The sequence below is a fragment of the Caulobacter sp. genome, from assembly GCF_039596335.1.
GTDB lineage: Bacteria > Pseudomonadota > Alphaproteobacteria > Caulobacterales > Caulobacteraceae > Caulobacter.
This window is the reverse complement of the sequence record NZ_JBCNJZ010000003.1, coordinates 317066-332760: the sequence shown is the minus strand read 5'-3', so window position 1 is coordinate 332760 and position 15695 is coordinate 317066. Positions and strand designations below refer to the sequence as shown.

The window sequence follows — 15695 nt, the reverse complement described above, 5'->3', positions numbered from 1 at the left end:
GAGCGAACCGTTAAGCCTGCGTCCGAATGTCGCGAAAATATCGCGTAAGGGTCAGATCACGTCGTCCAGCCCACGCGCGCCTAGGCGGATCGCGCCGGTCAGGTCGACGTCACGCAACTGAGCGCCGCTGAAATTGGCGCGCGAGACGTCCGCCCCCGCCATTTTGGCTTGGCGTAGATCGGCGCGGGCAAGGTCGGCATTGGCCAGGATCGCGCCGGTCAGGTCGACGGGCAGCACGCGGTCGGCGGCGATCAGCAGCGGGCCCAGCTGGGCGTCGCGCAGGTCCGAACCCGTCAGCTTGGCGCCCTTAAGCCGCGCGCCACGCAGGTCGGCCCGGCGCAGGTTGCAGGCTCGCAGGTCCGCGCCGTCCAGCTGCGCGCCCTGCATCTGGGCGCCCTCCATGTCGAGGCCGTAGAACACCGCGCCCTTGGCCGACAGGGCCGTCAGGTTGAAGCCGCGGATCGAGCGCAGGTTACGCAGGTCGGCCTTGTCGAACACCGACGGCTTGCCCTCGGCCCCGCCCGTCTCGATCCATCGCGCGTGGTCGGCGATCATCTGCTCGTAGGGCATGTCCGACACGCTGGTGCCGGCCGGCTTGTCGGTCAGGGCGCCTTCCAGATTGGTGTCGTTGATGTTCCACGACATGGTCTTGGCGCCGACCAACACCGTATTGCGCAGGTCCGCCCCGGCCAGGTTGGCGCCCGACAGATCGGCCCCGGCCAGGTTGGCCCCGTTGAAATTGGCTTGCTTGAGATTGGCGCGGACCAACTTGGCGTCCTTGAGGATCGCGTCGCTGAAGTCGGCCTTGGTCGCCACGATGCCCGACAGGCGCGAGCGTTCCAGATTGGCGCCCGAAAGGTTGGCCCCGGTGGCGTAGGCTTCGCGCTGGGTCAGCTCGATGACGCGGAAGCCTTCCTTGCGGTCGGCGGCGGCGATCGTGCCCTCGCGCAGATCGGCCTCGAACATGTCGGCGCCGGTCAGATTGGCGCCGCGCAGGCTGGAGCCGCGCAGGTCGGCCCGGCGCAGCGAGGCGTCGGTCAGGTCCGCGCCCTGCATGTCGGCGCCGTAGAGATTGGCGTTGTCCAGCTTGGTCTTGCGCAGGTCGCAACCGACCATGATGGCGCCGGTGAAGTCGGCGTCGCACAGGTTCCGGCCCGTCATCGACAGGCCGGAAATGTCGCAGAAGGTGAACACGGCGCGAGCCCCGCCCAACCGGGCGGTCCACAGGCGATCGTGCTTGGCGCAGATGACGTCGACATCATGCTGCGTCAGGCGCTTGTACTCCTGGGTCGGTTGCGCGGCGGCGCTCATCTCTCGCATGGAATCCCGGACTGAAGGGCTACCATGCAACGCGCAGAATTAACGCCGTGTTTCCAAGGGCTTCTGGCAAAGGTTAATTTAAACGATTACCCGATCTGGGGAAGCGTCTCAGCGCGGCTTTCATCGAGATAGCGCGCGCTGGTCGGCTTCAGGTCGCCGTCCAGCTCGATGACCAGCGGATTGCCGGTCGGGATCTCGACGCCGACGATCTTGTCTTCCGGCACATTGAACAGGTGCTTGACGATGGCGCGCAGCGAATTGCCGTGGGCGGCGATCAGCACGGTCTCGCCGGCCTTCAGGTGCGGAGCGATGTCGCTTTCCCAGTAGGGCAGAACGCGGACCAGCGTGGTGGCCAGGCTCTCGGTCGACGGCAGGGTCGCGCCCTTGTAGCGGCGGTCGGCAGCGAAGTCGTACTCGCCGCCTGGGGCCAGTTCCGGCGGCGGCACGTCGTACGAGCGGCGCCAGACGGTGACCTGCTCGACGCCGTGCTTCTCGGCGGTCTCGGCCTTGTTCAGGCCGGTCAGGCCGCCGTAGTGGCGCTCGTTCAGGCGCCAGTCCTTGGTCACCGGCACGAACGACTGCTTGGCCGCGTCCAGGGCCAGGTTGCCGGTGCGGATGGCGCGGGTCTGCACCGAGGTGAAGGCGTGGTCGATGTCCAGGCCGGCGGCCGCGATCAGTTCGCCGCCCTTCTTGGCCTGGGCTTCGCCCTCGGCGGTCAGGTCGACGTCGACCCAGCCCGTGAAGCGGTTTTCCAGGTTCCACTGGCTTTGGCCATGGCGGAGCAGGACGAGCGTCGGCATCGGGCTTCCTTCATATCGGGAGGTGTCAGGGCGGGCTAAGGCCAGCCGCCGCGAGCGTCAAGCGCGGATGCCCTACAACCTGCCCTATAACGGCCTCGTTCTCGCCCCTCCCCCTCGGGCCTGGTCGTGCTATAGCGGCGCCATGCCGGATCGCTTCTTCATGCCGCTGATGGGCCTCGTCGCCGTGGCGCTGATCGCCTTTTCCCTCGTCTGGCCGCAGGGTCAGGGCGACCGTTCGTGGGGCCCGTTCGGCCACACGCCGGTGCAGCAGACCCCCGAGATGAAGGCCAAGATCCAGAAGGAAAAGGAAGCCGCGCGTCGTCGCGACGAGGCCGCCAAGAAGGCCGTCGAAGCCGCGGGCAAGATGGACCAATGAGTTTCGACGCCGTCTCCATCGGCCGCCGGGTCCTGCTGACCGAGGCCGACGCGCTGCGCGCCCTGTCCGAGTCGCTGGGCGAGGCCTTCACCCAGGTGGTCGAGACCCTGTTCGCCGCCAAGGGCCGCATCGTCTGCACCGGCATGGGCAAGTCCGGCCACGTGGCGCGCAAGATCGCCGCCACCCTGGCCTCGACCGGCGCCCAGGCGATGTTCGTCCACCCCGCCGAGGCCAGCCACGGCGACCTCGGCATGATCGGCCCCGACGACGTGGTGCTGGCCCTGTCGAAGTCGGGCGAAGCGCGCGAGTTGTCCGACGTCATCGCCTATGCCAACCGTTTCGCGATCCCGTTGATCGCCATGACCGCCTTCGCCGGCAGCCAGTTGGGCCAGGGCGCGAATATCGTGCTGCTGCTGCCCGACGCGCCGGAAGCGACGGCGGAGGTCAACGCCCCGACCACCTCGACCACTCTGCAGATCGCCCTGGGCGACGCCATCGCCGTGGCCCTGCTGGAGCGCCGCGGCTTCACCGCCAGCGACTTCCGCGTCTTCCACCCCGGCGGCAAGCTGGGCGCCATGCTGCGCACGGTCGGTGACCTGATGCATGGCCAGGGCGAGCTGCCGCTGATCCCCGCCACCGCCGCCATGCCCGACGCCCTGCTGGTCATGAGCGAGAAGCGCTTCGGCGCGGTGGGCGTGATCGACGCGGCAGGTCGCCTGGTCGGCCTGATCACCGACGGCGACCTGCGCCGCCACATGGATGGCCTGCTGCAGCACACCGCCGACCAGGTCATGACCCGCTCGCCCCTGACCATCACGCCGGGGGCCCTGGCCGCCGAGGCGCTGAAGATCATGAACGAGCGCCGGATCACCGTATTGTTCGTGGTCGAGGCTGACCAACCGGTCGGCATACTGCATGTCCACGACCTGCTTCGCGCCGGCGTGATCTAAGTCACATTCGATTTAATCGAACTTTGTCATGCGAACGCGCTAGTCGCCTGGACTTCAGGCGGCTAAAGCCACGCCATCACAACTAAAGCGAGCCTGTCGATGTTCTCCGCGCCCCGCGCCGATCTCGTTGCGAATACCGCCGCCTACGAAAACGAGCCGCTGGTCAAGGCGACCGGCTTCCGCGAGTACGATGCGCGCTGGCTGTTCGGCCCCGAGATCAACCTGCTGGGCGTGCAGGCGCTGGGCCTGGGCCTGGGCACCTACATCCAGGAACTGGGCCAGTCGAAGATCGTGGTCGGCCACGACTTCCGCTCCTATTCGACCTCGATCAAGAACGCCCTGATCCTGGGCCTGGTCGGCGCCGGCTGCGAAGTGCACGACATCGGCCTGGCTTTGTCGCCCACCGCCTATTTCGCGCAGTTCGACCTGGACATCCCCTGCGTGGCCATGGTCACCGCCAGCCACAACGAGAACGGCTGGACCGGCGTGAAGATGGGCGCCCAGAAGCCCCTGACCTTCGGCCCCGACGAGATGAGCCGCCTGAAGGCCATCGTCCTGGGCGCGGAATTCGTCGAGCGCGACGGCGGCAAGCTGATCCGCGTCCAGGGCGAGGCCCAGCGCTACATCGACGACGTCGCCAAGCGCGCCAGCGTCACCCGTCCCCTCAAGGTCATCGCCGCCTGCGGCAACGGCACGGCCGGCGCCTTCGTGGTCGAGGCCCTGCAGAAGATGGGCGTCGCCGAGGTCGTGCCGATGGACACCGACCTCGACTTCACCTTCCCGAAGTACAATCCCAATCCCGAAGACGCCGAGATGCTGCACGCCATGGCCGCGACCGTGCGCGAGACCGGCGCGGACCTGGCCTTCGGCTTCGACGGCGACGGCGACCGCTGCGGCGTGGTGGATGACGAGGGCGAGGAGATCTTCGCCGACAAGATCGGCCTGATGCTGGCCCGGGATCTCGCCCCGCTGAACCCCGGCGCGACGTTCGTGGTCGATGTGAAGTCGACCGGCCTCTACGCCACCGACCCGATCCTGCAGCAGCACGGCTGCAAGGTGATCTACTGGAAGACCGGCCACAGCTACATCAAGCGCAAGAGCGCCGAGCTGGGCGCCCTGGCCGGCTTCGAGAAGAGCGGCCACTTCTTCATGAACGGCGACCTGGGCTACGGCTACGACTGCGGCCTGACCGCCGCGGCCGCCATCCTGGCCATGCTGGACCGCAATCCGGGCGTGAAGCTGTCGGACATGCGCAAGGCCCTGCCGGTGGCCTTCACCTCCCTGACCATGAGCCCCAAGTGCGGCGACGAAGTGAAGTACGGCGTCGTGGCTGACGTCGTGAAGGAATACCAGGACCTGTTCGCCGCCGGCGGCTCGATCCTGGGCCGCAAGATCACCGAGGTGATCACCGTCAACGGCGTCCGCGTCCACCTGGAAGACGGCTCGTGGGTCCTGGTCCGCGCCTCCTCGAACAAGCCCGAAGTCGTGGTCGTTGTCGAGAGCACCCAGTCCGAAGACGACATGCGGGCGCTGTTCCGCGAAGAGGTCAAGCCGCGCCTGGGCGACCGGGTCGGCAAGTACAACCAGGAAATCTGAGCTGCCGCATTGCCTCCCTCTCCCATAGGGAGAGGGAGGGGCCCGCGCCGCCGGCGTGGGAGGGTGAGGGGTTTAAACGTCAGCCGGTGTAACCCCTCACCTCCCCACCGCTGCGCGGCGGGTCCTCTCCTCTCCCATAGGGAGAGGATTTCGACTGCGGCTGGCGTGGCCGGCAATGGCCGAGTAGACCCTGCCCATGATCAAGCTCCGCCCTTCCCGCCCCGACGATGGCGCGCGTGTCGTCGAGATCTGGGCCGCGGCCGTCGACGCCACCCATGACTTCCTGACGCCCGAAGACCGGGCCGCCATCGGCCGTGAGGTCGAAGGCTTTCTGCCCTATGCTCCGATGACCCTGGCCGTCGATGATCGTGACCGGCCGCTGGGGTTCATGCTGATCGACGACGGCCACATGGAGGCGCTGTTCATCGATCCCGCGCACCGCGGAGCCGGCATCGGCGCGATCATGATCGACTACGCCCTGGCCGTTCACCCCGCCCTGACCACCGACGTCAACGAGCAGAACGCCCAGGCCGTGGGCTTCTACGAGCATATGGGCTTTACGCGCACCGGCCGCTCGGACCTGGACAGCCAGGGCCGTCCCTACCCGCTGATCCATCTTCGCTTTGGCGGCTGAACGGGTTTAGCTGGGCGTCCAACCTTCGAGTCGTCCATGCGCCGCTTGCTGACCGCCCTCGCCCTGATCCTGAGCCCCGGCTTCGCCCAGGCCGCCCAGCCGATCCTGCTCAAGCCCGCCCGGGTCTGGACCGCCGAGAGCGCCGGTCCGCCGCGCGAGGGCTGGGCGGTGCTGGTCAAGGACGACAAGATCGCCGCCGTCGGCCCCGCCGCGCAGATCGACGCGACCGGCGCGGAGATCGTCGACCTGCCCGGCGCGACCCTGATCCCGGGCCTGATGGACCTGCACAGCCACCTCTTCCTGCATCCCTACAACGAGACCCTGTGGGACGATCAGGTGCTGAAGGAGAGCCCGACCTACCGCACCCTGCGCGCGGCGGTGCAAGCCAAGACCACGCTGGAGGCCGGCTTCACCACCCTGCGCGATCTGGGCACCGAGGGTGTGGGCGCGGCCGACGCGCCGCTGAAGAAGGCGATTAATGACGGCCTGATCTTAGGTCCGCGCCTGTTCGTGGCGACCAACGCGATCGTGGCGACGAATTCCTACGGCCCGGCCCGCCGCAACTACAATCCCGAGGCCGAGCTGCCCCAAGGGGCGCAAGAAGCCAGCGGCGTCGACGAGGTGGTCAAGGCCGTGCGCCAGCAGGCCGGCTCGGGCGCAGACTGGATCAAGGTCTATGCCGACTATCGCTTCGGTCCCGACGGCGCGACGCGGCCGACCTTCAGCCTCGAGGAGCTGAAGGCCCTGGTCGAGGCGGCCCATTCCAGCGGCCGCCCCGTGGCCGCGCACGCCTCGGGCGACGAGGGCATGCGGCGGGCGATCCTGGCGGGGGTCGACACGATCGAGCACGGATACGGCGGCAGCGACGCCACCTTCAAGCTGATGGCCGAGAAGAGCGTCGTCTTCTTCCCCACCCTGACGGCGGTGGAGAGCACCTCGACCTATTTCGGCGGCTATGTCGCCGGCCAGACCCCGCCGACCGCGGCCATGCAGAATGCCGAGCGCGCCTTCAAGCTGGCGGTCAAGAACGGCGTCACCATCGGCATGGGCAGCGACGTCGGGGTCTTCAAGCACGGCGACAACGCTCGCGAGCTGGTCTGGCTTGTGCGTGAGGGCATGACCCCGGCCCAGGCCCTGCTGGCCGCCACGGCCGTCGACGCCAAGGTGCTGGGCCGCGCCCACGACCTGGGCCAGCTGAAGCCCGGCTACCTGGCCGATATCGTGGCGGTGACCGGCGACCCGACCCAGGCGATCGAGGCGACCAAGGCCGTCGTCTTCGTGATGAAGGGCGGACAAGTGGTGCGGCGTCCGTGATCCGCCTCGCCCCCGCCCTCCTGCTGCTGGCCCTCGCCGGCCCGTCCCTGGCCCGCACGGACCAGGGCACGATGCAGCAGCGCGACACCTTCCGCGATGCGGCGACCGCGCCGCTGGAGGACCTGAACCTCAAGCAGAAGTCCATTCCGCCCGTGCTGCAGCGGGCTGTCGAGGATCCCTACGACGTGAACGGGCTGGACCGCTGCGAGCCGATCGCCGCCGAGATCGGCCGGCTGGACGCGGCGCTCGGTCCCGACCTGGACGAGGTCCCGCCGCCGGACGAGCGTTCGCGCGGCAAGAAGGTCGCCGACGCCGCCTACGGCCTGGGCGTCTCGGGCGTGCGCGACACCACCCGCGACGTGCTGCCATTCCGCAGCTGGGTGCGCAAGCTGACCGGCGCGGCCAAGCACGACAAGGCGATCCGCAAGGCCATCGAGAGCGGCAGCGTGCGCCGCGGCTATCTTAAGGGCGTGGGCATGCGCATGAACTGCGCCCCGCCGGCCGCGCCCAGCTGGTTTGTGCCGGTGGAGGTCAAGCCCGCCCCGCCGCCGGCCCCGGCTGCGCCGCCCAGCCTGTGGCAGCAGGTGCTGGCCTGGTGGAACAACTTGGTGGCCTGGGTGCAGAGCCTGCTGGCCTAGAGCGGCCGGCCGCTCTTCAGCATGGCCCGGACCTCGCCGACCAGCTTGGGGCCGTCGAACGGCTTCATCACATAGCCCGTCGCGCCCAGCTGCATCGCCTGGACGATGCGGTCCAGGCGCCCATCGCCGGTCAGCATCAGCACGGGAATGTCGGCGTGGTCGGACTCTTTAAGCGCCCGCAGCGCGTCCAGGCCGCTCTGGCCGGGGATGCGCACGTCCAGCAGGATGGCGTCGGGCCGTCGCGTGGGGATCGCCGCGATCAGCTGTTCGGCATCCATGAACCCCGTCACCTCCAGCCCGTCGCGGGACAAAAAGGCTTCGACCAACTCGAGCGTCGCGTCGTCATCGTCGGCGACGTAGATCAGAGGAATACGCTGTGCCATCGATTGCGGTACAAACCTGAAGATGGTTAAGGCGTCAAACCACATCCGGCGGTTTAAGGGCGTGAAAGTTACGCTTGGGGCGAAGGCCGCGCCTCGCTAAGCAGGCGGCGCCTTCCAAGGAGTCGTCATGCGTCTGCCCCTACTCGCCCTCGCCTGCCTTGCTCTGCTGACCACGCCGGTGATGGCCCAGCGCCTGGACGACACCCCGCGCGTGGCGGTGATCTCGGCCTTCCCGCCCGAGATCGGCGCGCTGAACGCGGCGACCGGCGAGCAGAAGACCTACGACGTCAACGGCGTCCAGTTCATGACCGGCCGGATGGAGGGCAAGCCCGTCGTGGTGTTCCTCAGCGGCGTGTCGATGGTCAACGCCGCCATGACCACCCAGATGGCGCTGGACCGCTTCAACATCACCCGCATCGTGTTCTCGGGGATCGCCGGCGGCGTCGACGAGAGCCTGGACATCGGCGACGTGGTGGTCGCCGACCAGTGGGCCCAGAACCTGGAAAGCGCCTTCGCCCGCGACAAGGGCAAAGGGGATTACGAGATCTCGCCCGAGATCCGCACCACCGACTTGGCCAACTACGGCATGATCTATCCGCGCGGCATCCACATGCCGGGCGACGCTTTGGGCGCTCCGGCTCGCGTCTGGTTCCCGTCCGATCCGGCCCTGCTGGAGACCGCCCGCAAGGTCGCCGCCCAGGTCGCCATGAAGCGCTGCGCGGCCGACAAGTGCCTGGCCCATCCGCCCAAGGTGGTGGTCGGCGGCGCCGGCGTCTCGGCCCCGGTGTTCCTCGACAACGCCGACTACCGCAAATATCTGCGCGCCACGTTCAAGGCCCGGGTGGTCGACATGGAAACCGCCGCCGTCGCCCACGTCGCCCTGGTCAACAAGACCCCCTTCGTCGCCTTCCGCAGCCTCTCTGACCTGGCCGGCGGCGGCGCGGGCGCCAACGAGATGCACACCTTCATGGCCCTGGCCTCGAATAATTCGGCCACAGTGGTGAAGGCGTTTGTGCGGGCGCTGGCGGACTAAGGCTCCCGGAGGGCCTCTGATAGTGCTATTCTCCGAGCGCTATGAAGCTAGAGCCCACCGATCTGCGCGATGGCGACAACGCTGCTGAGAAAGCGGCCGACACTCAAGGCTTGGCCGATCTCGACGCGGGACGTGTCGTATCGGGCGAGGCCGTGAAGCGCTGGCTTCGCTCCTGGGGAACGGCCGAACGCCCGCCTACGCCGCGCACAGGCGACTGAACCGACCTACAACCCGGGGCGTCGTGACGCCAAGATCGGCGCATGACTTCGAAGCCCACGGTCTACACCGTCACCGTCTCGGCCCTGGCGCTCCATCAGTTGGACGAGGCGTGCGCCTACATCCACGCGCAGGGATCACCCCTCGCAGCTCAGCGCCTGGCGACGCGCTTTCTTGAGGCCATCGAGACGCTCGAAAGCCATCCGCAGCGGGGACGGTCGGCGCCGGGCGGGCTCCATGAACTCGTCGTCGTCCAGCCCTACGTCATCCGTTACCGGGTCAGGGCGAACACTGTCGAGGTCGTGCGGATCCGGCATACGGCGCAGCGACCGACCTGAAGCTTCGCGGGATCGTTCATGGCTCCGTTTGCGTTCCGAGCGAACAACTCGGAGCCCAGACCATGATCCGTCCCCTCGCCTTCACCGTCGCCGCCCTCATCGCGCTCGCCGGCCTCAGCGCCTGCGACAAGGACGCCGGGCGCAAGCAGGAGACCGTCGGCAAGGTCGAGTCCGGTGTCGGCAAGGTCATCGGAGACGAGGACCTGAAGAAGGAAGGCCAGAAGGACAAGGTCGCCGGCAATGTGAAGCAGGGCGAGCTTGGCGACGCCGTGAAGGACGCCACCAAGAAATAGACCCTACCGCGTCCCGTAGGTCCGGTCGCCCGCGTCCCCCAGGCCCGGGACGATATAGCCGTGCTCGTTCAGCGTCGCGTCGATCGCCGCCGTCCAGATCGGCACGTCCGGGTGCGCGGCCCGCAGGGCGTCCACGCCCGCCTGCGCGGCCAACAGGCAGACGAAGCGCAGGTTGGTGACGCCCGACTGCTTGAGCCGCGCGATCGCCGCGATAGCCGAGTGGCCGGTGGCCAGCATGGGGTCGACGACGATGACCAGGCGGCCGGCGATGTCTTCCGGGGCCTTGAAGTAGTACTCCACCGCTTCCAGCGTCTCGTGGTCGCGATAGAGGCCGACATGGGCCACGCGGGCCGACGGGACCAGGTCCAGCATGCCCTCGGCCATGCCCAGGCCCGCGCGCAGGATCGGGGCGAAGACCAGCTTCTTACCGGCGATCTCGCGGGCCGTGGTCGGGGCGACCGGCGTCTCGATCGCGACCTCGTCCATCGGCAGGTCGCGGGTGACCTCGTAGCAGATCAGGGTCGCCACCTCGCGCATCAGCGCGCGGAAGGTCTTGGTCGAGGTCGTCTTGTCGCGCATCCGGGTCAGCTTGTGCTGGACGAGCGGGTGATCGACGACGGTGACCTGGGCCATGAACGAACCTTCCTGGAAGCTAGCCGCTGGTCCTAGGCCAGTTGGTCGCCGATCGGCAAGGACCGGATGCGCTTGCCCGTGGCGGCGAAGATGGCGTTGCACAGCGCCGCCGGGGCTGGCGGATAGGCCGGCTCGCCTAGGCCGGTCGGATTGTTGTCCGACAGCACATAGGCCACCTCGATCGGCGGAGCCTCGGACATGCGCAGCAGCTGGAAGTCGCCGAAGTTGCTCTGCACCGCCGCCCCGCCCTCGAAGGTGATCTCCTGGCGCAGGGTCGAGCTGATGGCGTCCAGGATCGAGCCCTGCATCTGCTGGTCGGCGCCCTTGGGATTGATGATCTGACGGCCGACGTCGGCGGCGGTCCAGACCTTGTCGATCTTCAGGGCGCCCTCCTTGACCGTAACCTGCATGACCACCGCCACATAGCCCAGGTGGCTGTAGTGGCAGGAGACGCCCAGGCCCGTGCCCGTCGGCAGCTTGCGGCCCCAGCCGGACATGTCGGCGACCTTGTCCAGCACGCCGCGCATGCGGCCGGTGTGGAAGCTGTCGCGCTCGCCCGGCTTGCCCAGCAGGCGCGGCTCGCCCAGCAGCTCGCGGCGGAAGGCGACCGGGTCCTTCCCGGCCGCCAACGCCAACTCGTCGGTGAAGCTCTGCAGCACGAAGCCGAAGGCGTTGTTGCCCGGCGCGCGCAGCGGCCCGGTCGGGAAGCCCAGCGGCATCACCGAGACCTCGAGGCGATAGTTGTCGATCGCCCGTCCCGGGAACTGGCTGGCGTTGAAGCCGGCGCTGGGGGCGAATTCCTTGTCCTTGCCGAAGCTGACGAAGTGGTCGTTCCAGGCCACGACCTTGCCCGCCGCGTCCAGGCCGGCAGTGAAGTTGTGCCAGGCGCCGGGGCGGTAGAAGTCGTGCTGGAGGTCGTCCTCGCGCGTCCAGATCAGTTGGACCGGCACGCCGGCCTTGGCCGCGATGGCGGCGGCCTCGACCATGTAGTCGTTGTTCAGTCGCCGGCCGAAGCCGCCGCCGCCGCGGATCAGGTGGATGGTGATCGCCTCTTCCGGCACGTTCAGAGCGGCGGCGACCAGCTTGCGGCCCGGTTCGGGGTTCTGGGTCGGGGCCCAGATCTCGACCTTCCCATCCTTGACGTGGGCCGTGCAGTTCTGCGGCTCCAGATTGGCGTGGGCGATGAAGGGGTAGCTGTAGGCGGCCGAGACCACCTTGGCCGCGCCCTTCAGGGCCGCGTCGACATCGCCGTCGGCGTGGTCCACGCGCTGCGGCGGCGACTTGGCCAGCTCGGCGGCCTTGGCCGCGAAGGCGGCGGTGCTCTGGGCCGCGGTCGGGTGGTCGGCCCACTGGATGTTCAGCGCGTTGCGGCCTTTGCGCGCCGCCCACCAGGTGTCGGCGACCACCGCCACGCCCGGCATCAGGCCCTGCAGGTTCGTGCCGCCCTCGATGATGAAGGCGTCCTTCACGCCCTTCACCGCCTTGGCCGCTGCCAGATCCGCCGAGGCCACCTTGGCCGCATAGACCGGGGCCTTGGCGAAGGTGGCGAACAGCATCCCGGGCACGCGCACGTCGATGCCGTACAGCGGCTGGCCGGTGGTGATGGCGTCGAGGTTCTGGCTCTTGTGGCTCTGGCCGATGATGCGGAAGGCCTTGGGGTCCTTCAGGGCCAGGGTCTTGGGATCGGGCGGGGTCAGCTTGGCGGCGGCTTCGGCCAGTTCGCCATAGGCCGTGCGGCGCTTGCTGGCGGCGTGGACGACGAAGCCAGGCTCGGTCGTCAGGCTGTCGGGCGCGACCTTCCAGCGCTGGGCCGCCGCCGCGATCAGCAGGGCCCGGACGCTGGCCCCCACGCGGCGGAAGCCGTCATATTCCAGGGTCGTGGCCATGCTGCCGCCGGCCACCTGGCGACCATAGGTCTTGAAGTCGGCTGGAGCCTGCTCGACCGTGACGGCCGACCAGTCGACGTCCATCTCCTCGGCGATCAGCATCGGCATGGCGGTCTTGATGCCCTGCCCCACCTCCGGGATCTTCGAGGCGATGGTCACGCCGCTATCCGGTGCGATACGGACATAGGCGTTGAAGGTCGCCGCCGCCTCAGCCGCCTGGCCTTCCGCCGCCACGCTGAAGCTGAACAGCAGGCCGCCGCCGACGGCCGCGCCGCTGGTGAGAACGAAGCGCCGGGTCGGGTCGCGCAGGATCTCGCCGTCCATGATCCTAGGCCTCCGTACCGGCGGCGGCCTTGATGGCCTCGCGGATGCGCAAGTACGTCGTGCAGCGGCAAAGGTTACCGTCCATGGCCGCGTCGATGTCGTCATCGGTCGGCCGGGGCGTGGCGTTGAGCAGGGCCGTGGCCGACATGATCTGGCCGGCCTGGCAGTAGCCGCATTGCGGCACGTCGATGGTCTTCCAGGCTTCCTGCACTTTGGCCCCGACCGGGGTCGCGCCGACGCCCTCGATAGTGGTCACCGCCTTGGTCCCGACCCGGCGCACCGGCATGACGCAAGAGCGAACCGGAACGCCGTCGATATGCACCGTGCAGGCGCCGCAGATCGCCGCACCGCAGCCGAACTTGGCCCCGACCAGTCCCAGAGTGTCGCGCAGCACCCACAGCAGCGGCGTGTCGCCCTCGACATCGGCCACACGGGCCTCTCCGTTGATGGTCAGGGTGAAGGCCATGACGCAGCTCCCAACTTCGACAAGTGGCGATCCTGCACCAGGCAAGGCGATCGCGCGACCCCGAGAACGACTTTGAAACATTAGGATTTGACGCCTGCGCCCCTTCCGTGGTTCCGGTGCGCCCGCACGTCATCCCTATACGGATGATTGCGATACCATTTCAGGAAAGAACGACGATGCTGGGCTTGTTCAAGGCCGTCATGCCGAAGGAAGACAAGTTCTTCGACCTCTTCTCGGCCCATGCCCGCACCCTGGTCGCAGGCGCCCAGGCGCTGCACGACATGACCGCGGGCGGCGACGCCGTCGGCCCGGCCAGCGCCCGTGTCGACCTGCACGAAGACGAGGCCGACGAGGTCACCCGACAGGTGATGGTCGCCGTACGCCGCAGCTTCATCACGCCGTTCGACCGCAGCGACATCCAGGACCTGACCACCTCGCTGGACGACGCCATCGACCAGATGCGCAAGACCGCCAAGGTCGTCAGCCTGTTCGAGGTCAAGACCTTCGAGCCGCAGATGCGCGAGATGACCCGTATCATCGTCGAGGCCGCGGAACTGACCCTCGAGGCGGTCGACCTGCTGCCCAAGATGCGCCTGAACGCCCAGAAGCTGTCGGACATCGCGGTGAAGATCACCCAGATCGAAGACCAGTCTGACCAGATGTACGACCAGGGCCGGAAGGATCTGTTCCAAGCCAGCCAGGCTGGCGGCGACCCGATGACCTTCATCGTCGGCGTCGATATCTACAGCCACCTGGAAAAGGTCATGGACCGCTTCGAGGACGTGGCCAACCGCATCAGCGGCATCGTCGTCGAGCAGGTCTGATCCCTGTGGACCCCACGTTCCTGATCCTGGTCTTCCTGGTCGTCGTCGCGCTGGCGTTCGACTTCCTGAACGGCCTGCACGACGCCGCCAACTCGATCGCCACCATCGTCTCGACCCGGGTGCTGTCGGCCAAGTGGGCGGTGATCTGGGCGGCGTTCTTCAACTTCATCGCCTTTCTATTCTTCGGCCTGCACGTGGCCAAGATGGTCGGCTCGGGCATCGTCGATCCGCACATCATCAGCGACCGCCTGATCTTCGCCGCCCTGATGGGGGCGATCAGCTGGAACCTGCTGACCTGGTGGGCGGGCATCCCCTCCTCCAGCTCGCACGCCCTGATCGGCGGCTTGGTCGGCGCAGCCATCGCCAAGGTCGGCGGCCTTAGCGCCATCCAGTGGGCGGGCCTGGGCAAGACGGCGGCCGGCATCGTGGTGTCGCCGACCTTCGGCTTCATTCTCGCGCTGCTGCTGGTGCTGATCGTTTCGTGGACCTTCGTGAAGAGCTCGCCGTTCTTCGCCGACCGGGTGTTCCGCAAGCTGCAGTTCGTCTCGGCCGCCCTCTACAGCCTGGGCCACGGCGGCAACGACGCCCAGAAGACCATGGGCATCATCGCCGCCCTGCTGTTCGCCCACGGCGCCACCAACGAGCCGGGTCACATCCCGTTCTGGGTCGTGCTCTCGTGCCAGGCGGCCATGGGTCTGGGCACCCTGTTCGGCGGCTGGCGCATCGTCCACACCATGGGCAGCAAGATCACCCGCCTGACCCCCATGCAGGGCTTCTGCGCCGAGACGGGCGGCGCGATCACCCTCTTCCTTGCAACCCATGTTGGTGTTCCGGTCTCGACAACGCACACGATCACGGGCGCTATTGTCGGCGTCGGCGCCTCGCGCCGAGTCTCGGCCGTGCGCTGGGGCGTGGCCAAGGACATCGTCATCGCCTGGATCGTCACCCTGCCGGCGGCGGCCCTGACGGCGGCGCTGTTCTACTACCTCGGGTTCTGGATGACGTGACGACGTCGCGGGGCAAACAGCAGGCGGGACGCAAGTCCGGCAACGGCAAGCGCCGTCAGGTCGCCGCCCTGCCCTGGCGGGGCGAGGGTGAAGACCTGCGCATCCTGCTGGTGTCCTCGCGCGAGACCCGCCGCTGGGTGATCCCCAAGGGCTGGCCGATGAAGAACAAGACCGCCTGGCAGGCCGCCGCCCAGGAAGCCCTGGAAGAAGCCGGCCTGGACGGCGTCATCGAACACACGGCCGTCGGCGAGTACGAGTACCTCAAGCGGCTGAAGAGCGGCGCGGCGCGGCTGGTCACGGTCGACGTTTTCCCGATGCAGGTCACCGGCGAGCGCTCCGTGTTCCCCGAGAAGGGCCAGCGCACCCTGCAGTGGATGACTCCGGTCGAGGCCGCCCTGGCCGTGCAGGAGCCGCAACTGCGCGACCTGATCGTCCGCTTCGCCGGCGTCACCCTGCCCGAGGAGGAGCGGCCCCATCCGGCCGCCGCCCCGACGCCGGTTCGCGTCGCCTTCCAGCGCCTGCGCCGCCGCGTCACGGCGCTGTGGGGCCGTTACCAGCGCTAGCCCTATCGACATTCAGCGCCGAGGGGCGGGGTTTTTGGCTCCGCCGGCGTGGTGATGAACATGTTCGCAAGGGCTTCTGCGCACAAGGCCTGTGGACAAAG

The 15695-nt window shown here is 68.2% G+C and carries 19 protein-coding genes; 13 read left to right on the top strand and 6 right to left on the bottom strand.

All coding sequences use genetic code 11. The features are described from left to right. Positions 1-51: 51 nt before the first annotated feature. Together ABDW31_RS08165 and gpmA are read right to left on the bottom strand one after the other, a co-directional pair. Positions 52-1311 carry a pentapeptide repeat-containing protein gene (locus ABDW31_RS08165; RefSeq protein ID WP_184718142.1) on the bottom strand — a complete coding sequence of 420 codons (1260 nt, stop codon included), beginning with the start codon at positions 1309-1311 and terminating at the stop codon, positions 52-54. A gap of 95 nt (positions 1312-1406) precedes the next feature. After that, positions 1407-2120 carry a 2,3-diphosphoglycerate-dependent phosphoglycerate mutase gene (gpmA, locus tag ABDW31_RS08160; protein ID WP_184718140.1) on the bottom strand — a complete coding sequence of 238 codons (714 nt, stop codon included), beginning with the start codon at positions 2118-2120 and terminating at the stop codon, positions 1407-1409. Between the two features lie 160 nt (positions 2121-2280). Between gpmA and ABDW31_RS08155 the strand changes: the two genes are divergently transcribed. The 6 genes from ABDW31_RS08155 (at position 2281) to ABDW31_RS08130 (ending at position 7628) form a co-directional block, all read left to right on the top strand. After that, positions 2281-2496, top strand: a complete 216-nt coding sequence (locus ABDW31_RS08155; RefSeq protein ID WP_184723759.1) for a hypothetical protein — start codon at positions 2281-2283, stop codon at positions 2494-2496. After that, complete coding sequence (locus ABDW31_RS08150) at positions 2493-3446, top strand: KpsF/GutQ family sugar-phosphate isomerase (RefSeq protein ID WP_184718138.1); 954 nt, start codon at positions 2493-2495, stop codon at positions 3444-3446. The genes ABDW31_RS08155 and ABDW31_RS08150 overlap by 4 nt, the downstream gene beginning before the upstream one ends. A 99-nt stretch (positions 3447-3545) precedes the next feature. Further along, the gene (locus tag ABDW31_RS08145; protein ID WP_184718136.1) at positions 3546-5042 is read left to right on the top strand and encodes a phosphomannomutase/phosphoglucomutase; all 1497 of its coding nucleotides are present in this window, start codon (positions 3546-3548) and stop codon (positions 5040-5042) included. Between the two features lie 196 nt (positions 5043-5238). Continuing rightward, positions 5239-5676, top strand: coding sequence for an acetyltransferase (locus ABDW31_RS08140; RefSeq protein ID WP_184718134.1), 438 nt, complete (start codon positions 5239-5241; stop codon positions 5674-5676). A gap of 36 nt (positions 5677-5712) precedes the next feature. Continuing rightward, positions 5713-6990, top strand: a complete 1278-nt coding sequence (locus tag ABDW31_RS08135; protein ID WP_184718132.1) for an amidohydrolase family protein — start codon at positions 5713-5715, stop codon at positions 6988-6990. Continuing rightward, positions 6987-7628 carry a hypothetical protein gene (locus tag ABDW31_RS08130; RefSeq protein ID WP_184718130.1) on the top strand — a complete coding sequence of 214 codons (642 nt, stop codon included), beginning with the start codon at positions 6987-6989 and terminating at the stop codon, positions 7626-7628. Before ABDW31_RS08135 ends, ABDW31_RS08130 begins: the two co-directional genes overlap by 4 nt. On the opposite strand, the gene ABDW31_RS08125 is transcribed toward ABDW31_RS08130, so the two are convergent. After that, positions 7625-8011, bottom strand: coding sequence for a response regulator (locus ABDW31_RS08125; protein WP_184718128.1), 387 nt, complete (start codon positions 8009-8011; stop codon positions 7625-7627). The genes ABDW31_RS08130 and ABDW31_RS08125 overlap by 4 nt on opposite strands. A 127-nt stretch (positions 8012-8138) precedes the next feature. Here ABDW31_RS08125 and ABDW31_RS08120 point away from each other — a divergent pair, with 127 nt between their 5' ends. The 4 genes from ABDW31_RS08120 (at position 8139) to ABDW31_RS08105 (ending at position 9891) form a co-directional block, all read left to right on the top strand. After that, on the top strand, positions 8139-9044 hold the full coding sequence (locus ABDW31_RS08120) for a 5'-methylthioadenosine/S-adenosylhomocysteine nucleosidase (RefSeq protein ID WP_184718126.1): 906 nt from the start codon (positions 8139-8141) through the stop codon (positions 9042-9044). 41 nt (positions 9045-9085) lie between these two features. Next, entirely contained in the window at positions 9086-9262 is a 177-nt protein-coding gene (locus ABDW31_RS08115) for a CopG family transcriptional regulator (RefSeq protein ID WP_343698466.1), read from the top strand. A 42-nt stretch (positions 9263-9304) separates the two neighbouring features. Further along, positions 9305-9598 (top strand): type II toxin-antitoxin system RelE/ParE family toxin, encoded by a 294-nt coding sequence (locus ABDW31_RS08110; RefSeq protein ID WP_184718124.1) that lies wholly within the window; start codon positions 9305-9307, stop codon positions 9596-9598. A gap of 62 nt (positions 9599-9660) precedes the next feature. Continuing rightward, positions 9661-9891 (top strand): CsbD family protein, encoded by a 231-nt coding sequence (locus tag ABDW31_RS08105; RefSeq protein ID WP_221444649.1) that lies wholly within the window; start codon positions 9661-9663, stop codon positions 9889-9891. A gap of 3 nt (positions 9892-9894) precedes the next feature. Here the strand turns inward: ABDW31_RS08105 and upp are convergent, their stop codons facing one another. Genes upp through ABDW31_RS08090 form a run of 3 tightly spaced genes read right to left on the bottom strand, consistent with a single transcriptional unit; the run spans position 9895 to position 13200 of the window. After that, positions 9895-10524, bottom strand: coding sequence for a uracil phosphoribosyltransferase (upp, locus tag ABDW31_RS08100; protein WP_184718122.1), 630 nt, complete (start codon positions 10522-10524; stop codon positions 9895-9897). Between the two features lie 32 nt (positions 10525-10556). After that, positions 10557-12734, bottom strand: coding sequence for a molybdopterin cofactor-binding domain-containing protein (locus ABDW31_RS08095; RefSeq protein WP_184718120.1), 2178 nt, complete (start codon positions 12732-12734; stop codon positions 10557-10559). Between the two features lie 4 nt (positions 12735-12738). Next, positions 12739-13200: a (2Fe-2S)-binding protein gene (locus ABDW31_RS08090; RefSeq protein WP_184718118.1), complete on the bottom strand. Its 462-nt coding sequence runs from the start codon at positions 13198-13200 to the stop codon at positions 12739-12741. A gap of 176 nt (positions 13201-13376) precedes the next feature. Here ABDW31_RS08090 and ABDW31_RS08085 point away from each other — a divergent pair, with 176 nt between their 5' ends. Genes ABDW31_RS08085 through ABDW31_RS08075 form a run of 3 tightly spaced genes read left to right on the top strand, consistent with a single transcriptional unit; the run spans position 13377 to position 15594 of the window. Next, a complete protein-coding gene (locus ABDW31_RS08085; protein WP_184718116.1) occupies positions 13377-14024 on the top strand; it encodes a DUF47 domain-containing protein in 648 nt (215 codons plus the stop codon). A gap of 5 nt (positions 14025-14029) precedes the next feature. After that, positions 14030-15031, top strand: coding sequence for an inorganic phosphate transporter (locus ABDW31_RS08080; RefSeq protein WP_184718114.1), 1002 nt, complete (start codon positions 14030-14032; stop codon positions 15029-15031). After that, positions 15028-15594, top strand: coding sequence for an NUDIX hydrolase (locus ABDW31_RS08075; RefSeq protein ID WP_184718113.1), 567 nt, complete (start codon positions 15028-15030; stop codon positions 15592-15594). Before ABDW31_RS08080 ends, ABDW31_RS08075 begins: the two co-directional genes overlap by 4 nt. Positions 15595-15695: the final 101 nt, after the last annotated feature.